We start from the raw sequence: 13752 nt of genomic DNA, 5'->3' as shown, positions 1-13752 counted from the left end.
TATGACTGATTTAGATATCGCCAACGCCGTTCAACTTCAACACATTGATGATATTGCTAAAAAGCTCGATATCAATCCTGAACAGCTTGAGCATTACGGAAAGCATAAGGCAAAACTCCCGCTTGATTTAATCAATGACGAAAAGGTATCAAAAAGTAAATTGATTTTGGTCAGTGCTATTTCGCCAACTCCAGCAGGTGAAGGCAAAACCACCATCTCAATTGGCTTAAACGAAGGTTTAAGAAAACTCGATAAATCGAGTATTGTCGTTTTACGCGAACCTTCATTAGGACCGGTTTTTGGGTTAAAAGGTGGTGCTACTGGCGGTGGCAAATCGCAGGTGTTACCAATGGAAGATATCAATCTTCATTTTACAGGTGACTTTTCTGCAATAGAAAAAGCAAACAACTTGCTTCTTGCAATGATTGACAACAATATACAAAGCAAAACCAACAATCTTAATATCGACGCACGAACCGTAAAATGGAAACGGGTTTTAGATGTCAATGACAGAGCTTTACGCCAAATTATTGTAGGCTTAGGAGGAACAACGATGAGTGTTCCACGAGAAACTGGATTTGACATCACAGCGACTTCTGAAATTATGGCGATATTATGCTTAAGCAACAATTTATCTGATTTAAAACAAAGATTAGGACGTATTTTTATAGGTTTCACTTACGACAAAACACCGATTTACGCTAAAGACTTAAAAGCCAATGGTGCAATGGCAGCATTGCTTAAAGATGCGATTAAGCCAAATTTAGTCCAGACTATTGAAAGCAATCCAGCTCTTATTCACGGTGGTCCTTTTGCTAATATTGCTCAAGGTACCAATTCCGTTATTGCCACCAAAATGGGCATGAGTCTAGCCGATTATACCATCGCCGAAGCTGGTTTTGGATTTGATTTAGGCGGAGAAAAATTTTTAAATATCAAATGCCAAAGTGCTGATTTAAAACCCGAAGTTGTTGTGTTGACCGCTACAATTAGAGCCTTAAAATACCACGGTGGAAAAAGTCTAAAAGAACTCAGCATACCTGATGCAGATGCTGTTAAAAAAGGGTTGCCAAACTTAGAAAAGCATATAGAAAACGTGATGAAATTCAATATCACACCTATCATTGCAATTAATCAATTTACAGCCGACACACAAGAAGAAATTCAAATGATTAAAGATTTTGGAAAGCAGTGTGGCGTAAAAGTTGCTCTCGCCAATGTTTGGGCTGACGGTGGAAATGGAGCTTTAGAATTGGCAAAAAAAACTATAGACACTTTAGAAACAACTTCAAAAAATGATTTTTCAGCTTTGTATAAATGGGAACAACCTGTTGAAGATAAAATAAATATCATTGCAAAAAACATTTACGGAGCTTCAAATATCGAATATTCTGCTCAAGCTAAATTGGATTTGAAACGCATTCAAAATCTAGGTTTAAATCAGTTGCCGATTTGTATGGCTAAAACCCAAAAATCACTATCAGATGATGACAAACTTATTGGCAGACCAGAAAATTTAGCCCTTTCAATACGAGAAATAGAAATAGCATCAGGTGCAGGATTTATCATTCCTATTTTAGGGAATATGATGCGTATGCCAGTACTTCCTGCTCATCCTCTTAGCAGAACAAATTGATGTAGATGCTAATGGAAATATTAAAGGTTTATTTTAAAAAAATTAAATTTTAGAGCTGTTGACATAATCCATCAAATCTACATCATTTCCTAATAATACGTCTTTTGAGTTAATGCGTCCATTCAGGCTATCGTTTTCAAGATTGAGCACACCACGTGGGCAAACAGCTGAGCAAATCCCACAACCAACGCAAGATGAACGCACAATGTTTTCACCTTTTTGAGCGTAAGCTCTAACATCAATACCCATTTCGCAATAAGTAGAACAGTTGCCACAAGAAATACACTGACCGCCGTTAGTTGTAATTCTGAATTTTGAAAATAACCGCTGTTGAAAACCTAAAATCGCGACCATAGGACAACCAAATCTACACCAAACCCGATTGCCAAAAATGGGATAAAAGCCAGTGCCAATCACTCCTGAGAAAATACTGCCAATTAAAAATCCATAAGTGCTTCGCGACTTGTAGCTATCAAATAAAAACAATTGTACATCTTGAAAGGCATGTAAGCCTAGAAGCACTAAAATCACTACCATATAGGCTATAGCACCAATTTTAGCATCTTTTTTGAATTGCTCACGTTTAAAAATCATCACACCCGCAAAAATAAGTGTGAGCAAAATTCCAACTGCCCATAAAAACGTATCGCCATGTAGCCAATATTGATCGGTTTTAAGATAAGAATATACCACAGCCGTTGTCATTAAGGTAACAAACACCAAGACACTGTGAATGACCCAACGCTCTACACGCCAAGCAAAAAGGGTTTTATCACTGTTTTGCCTAAAACTATCGCCAGAAGTTTCAGCCAAACCACCACAACCACAAACCCATGAACAATACCAGCGTTTGCCGTAAAAGTAAGTTAAAATCGGGGTGATGATAAAAATAGAAGCCAAACCAAAAATCAACAAAGCAATGCCAATATCGCCAGAGCTAATCATAGCGTCAACTCTGTATTGGTCGAAGTTATAATAATTTAAAGTACAAATATTTTTTAAATCATAGTAAGGTAAATTCAATTTATCACCATTTAACCTTGCCATAAATTCTGGAATCAGAAACGCAAAAGACGTCTGAAAAAACATCACAGAAATAGTTCTAATGAGTTGATATTTGCTATGCCTATATTTCCAAATAAATTTAATCCCAAAGGCTAAAATCACTAAAGTATAAAGTGTTCCATACACAAACCACTGGCTGGCCGGATTGCCGCTTAAAGCTTTGCTTAAAGGATCAAATAAAGCAATGACACCAGTGTTATCGCCATCTTTTACTAAGCCTAAAAATTCAGGATAAAAATAAAGTAAAATATAAAAACCCGTTAAACCAATACCTGTGAGATAAGCCCAAAGTCCGCGTGATGAAATGGACTTGAAAAATACGCCATCATTTTTAATACCTGGTTCTGTTCCTGCATAAGAAGCTTTGGCATACCAAATAATTCCACCAGCAATCATAATTAGTGACACCGTCAACCAAAGTGCTTGTGGTTGTAATTGCACATTAAAAGCTGAAATACCCAAAATTAATAGACCAACCATACCAATAACAGTCGCTATTTTTTGCTGTGCATTTAAACTATCTCTTGCACGTCCAGTCATAGACATATTTTGTGATGTACTCATATTTTTATGTTTTTTTGACCTCACAGGTCTTTGAGACCTTTGAGGTCTGAATTTAGGTTCTATATCAAACTTCTACAAATTGCTTTCTATAAGTTTCATATATGTCTTTTTCATACCGTTTAAAAAATTCAGGATCAAAATTAGCCTCTTTTAAATGCTCAACCACATCATCAATATCGCGTTCTTCAGTCAACCATTGATCAAAAACCTCATGTCGCATACGGATACCAAAAGTATTGATTCCCAAAAACTTTCGTGTGTCTTTATGATAAGATAAAGTCACACATACTTTATTTTCAGGGTGACGCCAATGAAAATGCTTTTCGTATTCTTCGCAATGACGTTTGGGGAAAACCCATCCATAGGTTTGATATTCAATGTCGAGAAATTTAGCCGAATTAAACCAATGTCCTGGCTTATAGGCGGTTTTTCTCCCACAAATCGTTTGTGCGACGACTTCGCCCATCATTCGTCCTGTGTACCAAACTGCTTCTACAGGTGGTCGTTTCCCTGTTGGCTCTTGTTGTTCCACACAATCGCCAATGGCATAAACATCTTCAATATTGGTTTCTAAATATTTATTCACTTTTACACCTTTTCCAGTTTCAATACCACTGTCTTTTAAAAAGTCAATATTTGGTGAAACTCCAGCGGTCAAACCGACGTAATCACATTCAATTTCTTCACGAGTTTCCTTAACGATAATGGATTTGGCTTTGCCGTTTTCATCGGCCTTAATACGCTCTAAGTTGACACCAAGTCTTAAATCAATATGATGTTCTAAAATGTGTTCGTTGATCATTTGCGACTCGCCATCGGGCAAAACGCCATTCCAAAAGCTTTTTTCGCGGACTAACATCGTAACCGGTATATCTCTTGAACGCGACATTTCAGCCAACTCGATCCCTATTAAACCACCGCCAACAATTACGCCTCTTTTGCACTGTTCAGGATTTGGCGCATATTCTTCTATGGTTTCTAAATCTTGTTTAGAATACATTCCGCTAACCCCATCAAGGTCTTGACCTGGCCAACCGAATTTGTTGGGTTTGGAACCACAGGCAATGATAAGCTTGTCGTATTTCAATTGAGATTGATCTTCAAAAAGCAATTGTTTGTTATCTGTATCCACCGTTTTTACATAACCTTGTTTAAGTTCAATACGGTTTTTATCCCAAAACCAATCTTCGTAAGGTTTGATGTGTTGCCATTTCATATGACCCATATAGACATACATTAATGCCGTTCGAGAAAAGAAGTGTTTAGCTTCGGCAGAAATCAATGTAATTTTATAATCCGTTTGTTTTCTAATGTGTCTTGCAGCAGTAACGCCAGCTATGCCATTACCAATAATTGCGATATGCTCCATAAATAAAACTTTGCGAAATTAAGGTCGAATATAAAGCTTTACCCTTAATTAATTTTTAAAACTTTAACCGTTTAAAGCTAATGAAATATACATAAATGTTTTATTTTCATCACTTTAATTTTTCTATTTAAATCCATTTAAAATAAAATATGCACAAAGCTTTTTTAGGTTTTAGCCTAACAGTCTTGATTTTTCTCTTGTTTAGTAATTGTCAACCACAGACCCAAAAAATATCAAAAATTAACGGATTGAGTTTTGTTGCTTCGAGAGATACAATTCAGCAAAAACACATTAATCCTATTTTAGATATTCACGCGAATTGGGTGTCAATTATGCCATTTGCATTTATGAGAAAAGCAGATTCAACACAACTCTTTTACAATAATGAAAGACAATGGTATGGCGAACGTGTTACAGGTGTGAAACAATACATTAAACTGATGCACAGCAATGGTATTAAAGTGATGCTTAAGCCACAAATATGGATTGGTGGTGGCGATTTTACAGGTTATATTTCAATGAAAACAGAAAGCGATTGGAAAACCTTTGAGCAAAATTATTTGGATATGCTTATGTTATATGCCAAAGTTGCTGAGGAAAGCAATGTAGAAATGTTTTGTATTGGCACTGAATTAAACAACTTTGTGTCTGAACGACCTCAATTTTGGACCTCATTAATTTCTTCTGTTAAAAACGTGTATTCTGGAGAGTTGACTTATGCTGAAAATTGGGATAAAATTGAAAATGTGCCTTTTTGGTCTGAATTAGATTATATCGGTGTTGATGCGTATTTTCCTATTTCCAAAGAAAAAACTCCGAGTTTAGATTCAGTAAAAATGGCTTGGCAACCCATTTCGCAAAACCTGAAAACTTTAAGTGAAAAACACGATAAACCAATTTTATTTACAGAATATGGTTATCGTAGTATAGACTTCGCGGGTAAAGAGCCTTGGCATTCAATCAGAATAGATGGTCAAACCAATGAAGTAACACAAGATGTTTTATTAAAAGGTTTAATGGATAGTGTTTGGGATCAACCTTGGTTTGCGGGTGGTTTTCTTTGGAAATGGTTTCACAATCACGATCAAGCTTCAGAAAGACACGCTAATCGCTTTAGTATTCGACATAAACATGCTGAACAAAGCATTAAAAAATATTATGCTAAATTTGAATAAAAATCACATCCATTGGGGAAATACAATCAGTTATAGTTCCCATTTTTTAGTGTGGAAACATTTTATTTTTTGATTAATTTTTTCTGAACCTCGCCATGTGAAGTATAAATTTTTAAAATATAAATCCCTTGTCTTAATTTGCTTACATCAAATTGGTAATTTTCTAAACTGTCTTGTTTTAAAACAATTCTTCCGCTTAAATCATAAATAAGAAGCTCTTGAATATTTGTTTGATTACTTTCAATAAACAGTTTATCTACAACAGGATTAGGGTAAACTTTTACCTTTTGTCTTAAAAACTCCTCTTGACTTAACACATTATCATAAAACGTTGCAACACTACCTTCACTGTTAGTGATATCAAGATAAATTGTGTTGTTTTGGGTTGTAAATGTGTAATAAAAGGGGTTGTAAATTACATCATTTAATTGATCCTCAAACAAAAAGTAATCAACTAAAAATCCTGATGCTGAAGAACTCTCACCTAAGGTTAAAGTTATACTTGAAATCACAAAACTTTGGTTATTAGAAAAAATTAAATTATCGCCTAAAACACTACCATAAACACCAAATTGAAAATAATAAGGAACACCATCATTTTGATTATGAAAGACAATATGATTAAATGTGCCAGTATTTGGGTCTGGATTTGAATCAGGTATAAAAGAATTTGTATCTGTAATTATAGATTCTAAACGCCAATTATATTGAAACAGCTGGGGATCTTGAGCATAAGAACAGCAAACTACCAAAAGTGATATAAAATTTATTAACGTTTTCATGGTCTTTAATTTTTAATTAAGTTTTGTGTATCTAAAACTTGTCCTCCTGAAATCAAATTGACGATATATTGTCCGGAGCTTAAGTTTGTAAGGTCTAAATCTACACTATCTATAGAATTATCTAAGATATAATTATAAAATGAGCCATTTGTTATGTGAGTGAGTTTTATAATGGCGTTATCTTGATCATCAATTAAATACTTAATTGTCACTTGATTTTGAGCAGGATTTGAATCTGCAGTTACGATTTTTTCTAAACGCCAAGTGTGGTCTTCAAATGGTGTAACTTGTGCTTGACTTGAACTTAAAATTAAAAAAAATATAAATATTGAAATAGGTTTCTTGGCATTGGTTTATTAACTAACAGAATACAATTCACTGTTTCACAAATTTTCTCCTAATAATACTGTTATCGCTTGTTAAACTCATAACATACAAACCATTTGCTAAATCACTAACATCCAAATTTTGAGTCTCTAAGTTGTTAAAAAATTTGACGAGTTGACCTTGAAGGCTAAATATTTTGACGGATTTGAATTGTATATTATTAGCTTTAATATTTATAATATCACTAGTAGGATTGGGATATATACTTACCGATTCAAGCTTAAAACTTTCTGTGTTTAAGGTGCAAGTTTCAGAAAAAAAGTAGGGATTGTTGTTGGCACTGATAGTCCATGTGCTGTAAACACCTGTTCCTGCTGTGGCTGCGGTGGCATCTGTAACTTTTATGCAAAACAAATCATCATTATTGCTATCAGCTGATTGTTCCATTAGTGCTAAAGGGGAAATAGATATATCTATGCTTAAATTACTCACATCGGTTGTGCCTGTTTTTAAGTCTATTTGTTTTAAAAGCCAAATTCCAGGCGTCTGAATTAGGTTGATGTTGGGATTTTCGCTTAAGTCTATTTGTTCTACGAAATGTGTAAAAGCATCATCTCCACCATTCATAGTCAATGTTTCCAACATCGTATTAGCCGTAAGGTCTAATGTTAGATTGCTACTACTATTTGATAAATCCAAATTATCTAAAGTAAGGTTCTGAAGCTGGGCAAAATCTTCTAGACCTGTTAAATCGGTAATAAAATTAAATCCAAAGTTCAAGTCATTTATATTATCAATATCACTGGTAAAAACTTGTCCATTGATGATGCCATCCGAATCAATATTTTGATCGATTAAAGTTTGTTCAAAGTTTTGGTCTGGTATTAAGGTAACTTGTGCATTAGTTATAATACACAAAAATAATGCGTTAATCAATAAAAGTTTAAGTTTCATAATTTTAGTTTTTGATTATTGTTTTAGTATCTACAATAACATTGTCTTTTATCAAATTCAGGTTTTCTGGAAATGAAGCTAAAAAATTTGGGTCAGTTGAATAGCTATAATTTGTATTAGGGCTACAGCTACTAGTGGTAAGAGTTGACGGACTTTCAAACGCTTCTGTCATGCAGTCCATATTTTGGCTATAAGATAAAAATGAAAAAAAAACATTAAGCCAAAGAACAAGATGACTTTATGGTATCTAAAGTTGCGTTGTTGCGTTGTTGCGTTGTTGCGTTGTTGCGTTGTTGCGTTGTTGCGTTGTTGCGTTTCATAATAAATGATTTGATATCAAATATTAACTAAATTTTAATAAAATACAAGTTTTAAATGTTAAATTTTTGGTTTTAAGGTTTCCAGCCGTTGAAAAAACCAAGTAGTTTAAAATGTGAATATATTAATCTGCAAAGGTTCAACAAAAAACAATAACAGTTGTATTTTTATTACAAAGTATAGTTATATTGCTCTCGACAAGCTTCAGAAAGACACGCTAATCGCTTTAGTATTCGACATAAACAAGCTGAACAAAGCATTAAAAAATATTATGCTAAATTTGAATAATTAATTATAGAATAAAATGCAAGATTTAATTACAAATAAAAAAGAAAAGCTCAATAAGCTTTGTTTAGAGTATGATGTTAAAACTATGCATATTTTCGGCTCTGCTATCACGGAAAACTTTTCAAAACACAGTGATATTGATATTTTAGTTTCTTTCAAGGCTATTTCTATAGAAAAATATACTGATAACTACTTTGATTTACACGCACATCTTGAACAACTGTTCAACCGAAAAGTTGATTTAATTACAGAAAATTCTCTTTCAAATCCTTTTTTTATTGAAAGTATAGAAAAAACAAAAAAACTGCTATATGTAGCATAACATTAAAAAATATCTGTATGACATCAAAGAGTCTATATCATCGATAGATGACTATTTAGGTGAAGAAAAAAATTTCGAAAAATTTAGAACTAACAAGTTACTTAAAAGAGCAGTAGAGCGTGAACTCGAAATTATTGGCGAGGCTACAAATCGCATACTTAATATTGATGATCAAATTAAAATTTCAGAAGCAAGAAGAATTGTAAATTTGAGAAATATGGTTATTCACGCTTATGATAGTGTAGATGATATTATTATATGGGGTATTTTATCTAAGGATTTGCCAAGACTTAAAAAAGAAGTTGATAGTTTATTGCAAATGTAAAACATACTCAAAGAGGCCAAAATAACATAAAATTTTATAGCATTTTGAATCAATTATCTATCCATAGAAAGTTAACCATTGTAAATTTTGCAATTGTATTTTATTTTATTCTGATTTGGTTAGTTAATGTTTATCAAATTGATTTTGTTTTGGTTGGCGTTTTTAGGGAACTACTAACGATACCGTTTCTTATGGCACAAATTGTATTTTTAGTCCTTGGAAAAATCTATTTAATGAAAAGCAAAAAGAATTTATTATTTACCCTTAGTGTTTTAGCATTAACTATTTGTGCAATTATTACCATTGGTAGTTTCTTTTAAAATTATAAGCTTTGCACAAAAAATATTTCAGATGAAAACCAAAAAAACACTTAAATCCCGCATCAAAACATTAAAAGCCATCTTGTATGTAGTTATGCTTTTTTGGGTGGTTATTCTGATTTATACCATCTACGATTTTATCATTAATGAGATTAATCCTTATTTGGTATTGGCCTTGATTTTGTTGGTCACTTCAATGACCATAATCCGTCAAATAAAAGCGGCTCAGGAAAAAAAGTTGTCAGAATTAGAAGACAATAAAGACTAAACACTCACCGCTTTATTGAGGTATCGTCTAAACGCTAACATCTCTAAATACACTTTTTTGATTTTAATTTTAAAGTCTTTATCTAAAATTTCTTTCTTAGATAAATTATGCATCACTGCAAAACTTTTATAGCGAAGCAAATCAATATGTTCGTGATCTTTTGCATAGCCTTTTGGAGAGGTTTTTAATTTATCGTCGTTCATCATTTCGCCAAAAGTGTTTTTAAAAGAAGTCTTTTTTAGAATAGCTTTAAGAACTTCTCCGTTATAATCTATGGCTTCTCGAATACTTTTTAAATTTGATGATTTGGGTTTATAAAAGCCACCTGCCAAAAAGCTTTCATTGACACCAATATGAATATAAAAATCACTGGTGTTAGGGCGTTTATCCAGACCTGCGCCAAAATGGTCTTTGTAAGTAGGTTTGTTAGGGTGATAAAGCAAATTGTTATTGATGCGATTGAGAATTTTTTTCTTTGGCGTAGGATAATAATCTGAATCAATCTCAGAAAGTTCAACGTCCAACTGCATCAACCATTTTAAATATTCATCTCGTATGTTATGGTAGCGTTGGCGATTAGCATCCATCCAATCCTTATGATTGTTGTTTTGAAGCTCTTCTAAAAAATTAAATAAATTATTAAAATCCATTAATTAATTTTAACCTGACTTAGTTGGGCTTTAAGTTCTTCCATTGAGGCTTCGAGTTTTTTCAGCATACTGTTTTCTGAATGTTCATTGACACTAAAAGTCAATTTACTGGTAACTTCCCACAACTCTTGAATATCTTTAGTTTCGATAGTATAAGGCGGGTAAATTTCGTTAGTAGAAATTAATTTTAAGGTTCTACCATCGCTTTGTTTTTCAATTTTTTTCAGCAAAACAGAATCGTATAAAACGATGATATAAACTTTGTTGTTGGTGGCTAAACTCAAGTTTTCAACGGCTTTGGTCAAAACCCAATCGTCTGGTCTAAAATCAGGCAACATACTGTCGCCTTCTACTTGAAAACCACGATAGGTAGCGTGTCTGTATTCAGGCAGTGGCATATCAAAAGCAGGCAGTTTTTGGTACCACTCAGTATCTTGCACATTATGTGGGTAACCTCTTGCGACTTTTTGATTGACCATTGAAATGTTATCTTGACCATCAGGATTGACAGTGACAACTTTAGGCATTGTGTCAGCTTTGTATAAATCAATTTCTTTTTGACGGCTTTCGCCATATAACCAAAGTGGATTGATATTGAAATTTTTAAGCAATTGCATCACCACTTGGCCTGAAAGTTTTGTGCGCCCACGTTCAATATCTGCCGTAGAGTTTTTGATCCCTAAAACCTCAGCAAACTCAGTTTGAGTCAAGCCTTCCGTATCACGTATTTGTTTAAAACGTTGAATTTCAAGAGGTAAATCAGTTTTCATAATATTAGTTTAAGGAAATATTCCATAAAATTAAGGAATTTTTCCACATAAGCAAATTAACTTTGATGTTTTTAATCCAATACTTAAAACTAAGGATAGCTTCGGCTACGCTCATTCACCTTTTAACCTTTAGACCCCACAGGTTTCAAAAACCTGTGGGGTCTTGGAAATTAAGTTGATTTTGTGTGCAAAAGGCTTAATCAATTAGATTAAAACCTAAAACTCGCACCAAACAACACATTAATTCCCGCTTGTGGATAAAAACCTGCACCTTCAACGGTTGTAGGATTGCCGTTTTCATCAGCGCTTTCAAAGAAAAAGAAGAAACCATTAGACTCGTATTCAGCATCAAACACATTATTGATGAGACCTGTTAAGACAATTTCATCAAAAACTGAAATGTTTTTAAAACGGTAAACCAAATTTAAATCATTGACAAAAAAGTCATCCAATTTTGAAGCTTCACTATCAATATTACCCATATACTGCTCACCGACATATTTGCTTAAAAAGTTAATTTGAAACTCTGGAATAGGTTGAAAACTCAATTGATTTCCAGCCACAATTTCTGGCGAAAATGAAATGTTAGTATCACCTAAGTTAATCAATTCACCATTTAATGGTGCCACAAAATCTTGGTTTTTATTTGTGCTTAAAGCGATATTAGGCTGTAGTGACCATTGCTTGCTAAGCTTAAATTGACCTTCAACTTCAAGTCCTAAACGATAAGATTTTCCGCTGGTTTCTCGAATGGGATTTCCCACATCATCTAAAGCTCCAGAAAGCACCAACTGATCATCAAATTTCATATAATAAATATTGGTATTAATATTGGAATTTGCGGTTTGAAAGCGCCAACCCAATTCAAAATCATCTAAGCGTTCAGCAGTATCAATGCCGTTTTCAAAATCCTGTCGGCGTGGTTCGCGATGAGATCTACCATAGGAAAAATAGAGTTGATGATTGGTGTTTACGCGATAGGTCAAACCTGCTTTAGGGTTAAAAAATTCATAACTTTCATCTACCAGCAAATTGACCTTATCTGAAGTTAAACCAGACGTTTCGTAATTGATAAACCGACCTTGCAAATCTCCATAAACTTGCCACTGGTCATCAATTCGCCAAGTAGCTTTGGCAAAAGTGGTGAATTCTTGTTTAGTGCCATTGCCATTGTAATAACGGTCTCGAATCAGGCTATTGCCTGCAAATCTTGACCAAATGACTTCACCAAAATGGTCACCGTCGTAATAGCTATAAAAAGCACCAGAAGTAAAATCCCACTCGTCATCTGTATAGTTTACGTTGGCATTCACAACGAAGTAATCATTATCTAACCAAAGGCGACGGATCAAGTCTGAAGTTTCAATGCTTTCGTTGCCAACTTCAACTGAGCCAATTTCGTGAAAAGCCAAATCGGCGTCTTCCACAAATTGTTCAAAAAATCCCCGACCATAGGTATAATTTAAACTCAAGTTAGAAGACCAATTTTGATCAAAACTTTGGTTCCAATGCAATTGGTAATGGTCTTGAGCATAATCATCAACTTCATTGTCATAAAATTGGGTATTGCCATTCTCGTCAGTGAATTGACCCGCTGGATTAAAAGTTCGGTCGGTTTCAAGCGTTTCTCTATCAACGCCAAACCAAGATTGATAGGTCACTTCTGTTCCGCCAAACACCAAGGCTTTAATTAAAGTGTTTTCGTCTATGTAGTTGGCTTGTAAGAAATAAGATTTCAAATCAGATGTAGCACGATCTACATAACCGTCAGATTCAATTTTAGACAATCGACCAGACACTTCAAAGTGGTCGTTGAGCAAGCCCGTGCTAAACTTCACATTGTTTCGCCAGGTGTTAAACGAGCCGTAACTGGTGTTGTATTCCGCATAAGCTTCTTTAGAATATTTATCGGTCAAAATATTCAAGCTTGCACCAAAAGCACCTGAACCGTTGGTAGATGTGCCGACACCGCGTTGCAACTGAATATTTTCAGTTGAAGATGCAAAGTCTTGTAAATTGACCCAAAACGTGCCTTGACTTTCTTGATCGTTATACGGAATACCATTAATTGTAACATTGACCCGAGAATTGTCACTTCCGCGAACACGAATAGAGGTATAACCCACACCATTTCCTGCATCTGAAGTTGAAACAACCGAAGGTAAAAACTTCATTAAAATCGGAATATCCTGACCGAGATTTCGTTTGGCAATTTCAGTTTTTGAAAAATTAGAATGCGTTATCGGTGAATCTGCATCTACACGAACGGCTTGCACAGAGACTTCTTCCAAGCTTTCTACAGCTTTTGATAAATCGACGTCAAGCGTTTTAGATTCGTTTAAATTAACTTCAATGGTTTTAGTGTTACCAAATGCAAAGACGATTTGATACTTTCCCGACGGAAGTTCAAGCTCATAATAACCCGTTTGGTCAGTTTGTGTAGAATAGCTCGTGCCTTTGGCATAGACCAAAGCATTTTCTAATTGGAGTTGATTTTGAGTGACGGTTCCACTCAATTTAAAGTTCTGGGCGTTTATGTTAAAGCCAAACACCAAAAGGCTAAATAGAAATAATACAGTTTTCATCCGTAAAAATTTTACGAATAAAAGGGGCGATTAT

14 protein-coding genes and 1 pseudogene are annotated in these 13752 nt (G+C 34.2%); 6 read left to right on the top strand and 9 right to left on the bottom strand.

The genetic code is table 11. The features are described 5' to 3' along the window. The first annotated feature begins 1 nt into the window (after window position 1). A pseudogene (locus tag IGB25_RS11825) lies at window positions 2-1673 on the top strand (formate--tetrahydrofolate ligase). Between the two features lie 5 nt (window positions 1674-1678). On the opposite strand, the gene IGB25_RS11820 reads toward IGB25_RS11825, so the two are convergent. Both IGB25_RS11820 and IGB25_RS11815 read right to left on the bottom strand, forming a co-directional pair. Further along, window positions 1679-3265, bottom strand: coding sequence for a 4Fe-4S dicluster domain-containing protein (locus IGB25_RS11820; RefSeq protein ID WP_211065180.1), 1587 nt, complete (start codon window positions 3263-3265; stop codon window positions 1679-1681). Window positions 3266-3329: 64 nt separating this feature from the next. Beyond that, complete coding sequence (locus tag IGB25_RS11815) at window positions 3330-4634, bottom strand: NAD(P)/FAD-dependent oxidoreductase (RefSeq protein WP_211065179.1); 1305 nt, start codon at window positions 4632-4634, stop codon at window positions 3330-3332. 149 nt (window positions 4635-4783) lie between these two features. Between IGB25_RS11815 and IGB25_RS11810 the strand changes: the two genes are divergently transcribed. Continuing rightward, a complete protein-coding gene (locus IGB25_RS11810) occupies window positions 4784-5809 on the top strand; it encodes a glycoside hydrolase (protein WP_211065178.1) in 1026 nt (341 codons plus the stop codon). Window positions 5810-5871: 62 nt separating this feature from the next. Here IGB25_RS11810 and IGB25_RS11805 read toward each other — a convergent pair whose 3' ends face one another. From IGB25_RS11805 to IGB25_RS11790, 4 genes are all read right to left on the bottom strand, one after another. Beyond that, a complete protein-coding gene (locus IGB25_RS11805; RefSeq protein ID WP_211065177.1) occupies window positions 5872-6591 on the bottom strand; it encodes a T9SS type A sorting domain-containing protein in 720 nt (239 codons plus the stop codon). A gap of 5 nt (window positions 6592-6596) precedes the next feature. Next, the gene (locus IGB25_RS11800) at window positions 6597-6803 is read right to left on the bottom strand and encodes a hypothetical protein (protein WP_211065176.1); all 207 of its coding nucleotides are present in this window, start codon (window positions 6801-6803) and stop codon (window positions 6597-6599) included. A gap of 163 nt (window positions 6804-6966) precedes the next feature. Then, window positions 6967-7872, bottom strand: coding sequence for a T9SS type A sorting domain-containing protein (locus tag IGB25_RS11795; RefSeq protein ID WP_211065175.1), 906 nt, complete (start codon window positions 7870-7872; stop codon window positions 6967-6969). 4 nt (window positions 7873-7876) lie between these two features. Beyond that, window positions 7877-8044, bottom strand: coding sequence for a hypothetical protein (locus IGB25_RS11790; protein WP_211065174.1), 168 nt, complete (start codon window positions 8042-8044; stop codon window positions 7877-7879). Window positions 8045-8494: 450 nt separating this feature from the next. Between IGB25_RS11790 and IGB25_RS11785 the strand changes: the two genes are divergently transcribed. Genes IGB25_RS11785 through IGB25_RS11770 form a run of 4 tightly spaced genes read left to right on the top strand, consistent with a single transcriptional unit; the run spans window position 8495 to window position 9713 of the window. Continuing rightward, window positions 8495-8800, top strand: a complete 306-nt coding sequence (locus tag IGB25_RS11785; RefSeq protein ID WP_247653504.1) for a nucleotidyltransferase family protein — start codon at window positions 8495-8497, stop codon at window positions 8798-8800. 1 nt (window position 8801) lies between these two features. Then, window positions 8802-9125 (top strand): DUF86 domain-containing protein, encoded by a 324-nt coding sequence (locus tag IGB25_RS11780; protein ID WP_247653755.1) that lies wholly within the window; start codon window positions 8802-8804, stop codon window positions 9123-9125. A gap of 44 nt (window positions 9126-9169) precedes the next feature. Next, the gene (locus IGB25_RS11775; protein WP_211065173.1) at window positions 9170-9445 is read left to right on the top strand and encodes a hypothetical protein; all 276 of its coding nucleotides are present in this window, start codon (window positions 9170-9172) and stop codon (window positions 9443-9445) included. A 31-nt stretch (window positions 9446-9476) separates the two neighbouring features. Further along, complete coding sequence (locus tag IGB25_RS11770) at window positions 9477-9713, top strand: hypothetical protein (protein WP_211065172.1); 237 nt, start codon at window positions 9477-9479, stop codon at window positions 9711-9713. Here IGB25_RS11770 and IGB25_RS11765 read toward each other — a convergent pair. The 3 genes from IGB25_RS11765 to IGB25_RS11755 all read right to left on the bottom strand — a co-directional run bounded on the left by IGB25_RS11765 (window position 9710) and on the right by IGB25_RS11755 (window position 13718). Beyond that, on the bottom strand, window positions 9710-10363 hold the full coding sequence (locus IGB25_RS11765; protein WP_211065171.1) for a DUF2461 domain-containing protein: 654 nt from the start codon (window positions 10361-10363) through the stop codon (window positions 9710-9712). The genes IGB25_RS11770 and IGB25_RS11765 overlap by 4 nt on opposite strands. After that, window positions 10363-11133: a LexA family transcriptional regulator gene (locus tag IGB25_RS11760; protein WP_211065170.1), complete on the bottom strand. Its 771-nt coding sequence runs from the start codon at window positions 11131-11133 to the stop codon at window positions 10363-10365. The genes IGB25_RS11765 and IGB25_RS11760 overlap by 1 nt, the downstream gene beginning before the upstream one ends. Before the next feature lie 209 nt (window positions 11134-11342). After that, window positions 11343-13718: a TonB-dependent receptor domain-containing protein gene (locus IGB25_RS11755; protein WP_211065169.1), complete on the bottom strand. Its 2376-nt coding sequence runs from the start codon at window positions 13716-13718 to the stop codon at window positions 11343-11345. Window positions 13719-13752 lie beyond the last annotated feature (34 nt).

Origin of the sequence: Flavobacterium sp. CS20 (assembly GCF_018080005.1) — a bacterium.
GTDB lineage: Bacteria > Bacteroidota > Bacteroidia > Flavobacteriales > Flavobacteriaceae > Psychroflexus.
The sequence above is the reverse complement of the archived record's forward strand: the minus strand, read 5'-3'. Positions and strand labels throughout refer to the sequence as shown.

Bases quoted from the DNA above. Each gene is read 5' to 3' on its own strand.
- IGB25_RS11820 (WP_211065180.1), bottom strand. From the start codon at position 3,265: ATGAGTACATCACAAAATATGTCTATGACTGGACGTGCAAGAGATAGT.
- IGB25_RS11815 (WP_211065179.1), bottom strand. From the start codon at position 4,634: ATGGAGCATATCGCAATTATTGGTAATGGCATAGCTGGCGTTACTGCT.
- IGB25_RS11810 (WP_211065178.1), top strand. From the start codon at position 4,784: ATGCACAAAGCTTTTTTAGGTTTTAGCCTAACAGTCTTGATTTTTCTC.
- IGB25_RS11805 (WP_211065177.1), bottom strand. From the start codon at position 6,591: ATGAAAACGTTAATAAATTTTATATCACTTTTGGTAGTTTGCTGTTCT.
- IGB25_RS11795 (WP_211065175.1), bottom strand. From the start codon at position 7,872: ATGAAACTTAAACTTTTATTGATTAACGCATTATTTTTGTGTATTATA.
- IGB25_RS11790 (WP_211065174.1), bottom strand. From the start codon at position 8,044: ATGACAGAAGCGTTTGAAAGTCCGTCAACTCTTACCACTAGTAGCTGT.
- IGB25_RS11785 (WP_247653504.1), top strand. From the start codon at position 8,495: ATGCAAGATTTAATTACAAATAAAAAAGAAAAGCTCAATAAGCTTTGT.
- IGB25_RS11770 (WP_211065172.1), top strand. From the start codon at position 9,477: ATGAAAACCAAAAAAACACTTAAATCCCGCATCAAAACATTAAAAGCC.
- IGB25_RS11765 (WP_211065171.1), bottom strand. From the start codon at position 10,363: ATGGATTTTAATAATTTATTTAATTTTTTAGAAGAGCTTCAAAACAAC.
- IGB25_RS11760 (WP_211065170.1), bottom strand. From the start codon at position 11,133: ATGAAAACTGATTTACCTCTTGAAATTCAACGTTTTAAACAAATACGT.
- IGB25_RS11755 (WP_211065169.1), bottom strand. From the start codon at position 13,718: ATGAAAACTGTATTATTTCTATTTAGCCTTTTGGTGTTTGGCTTTAAC.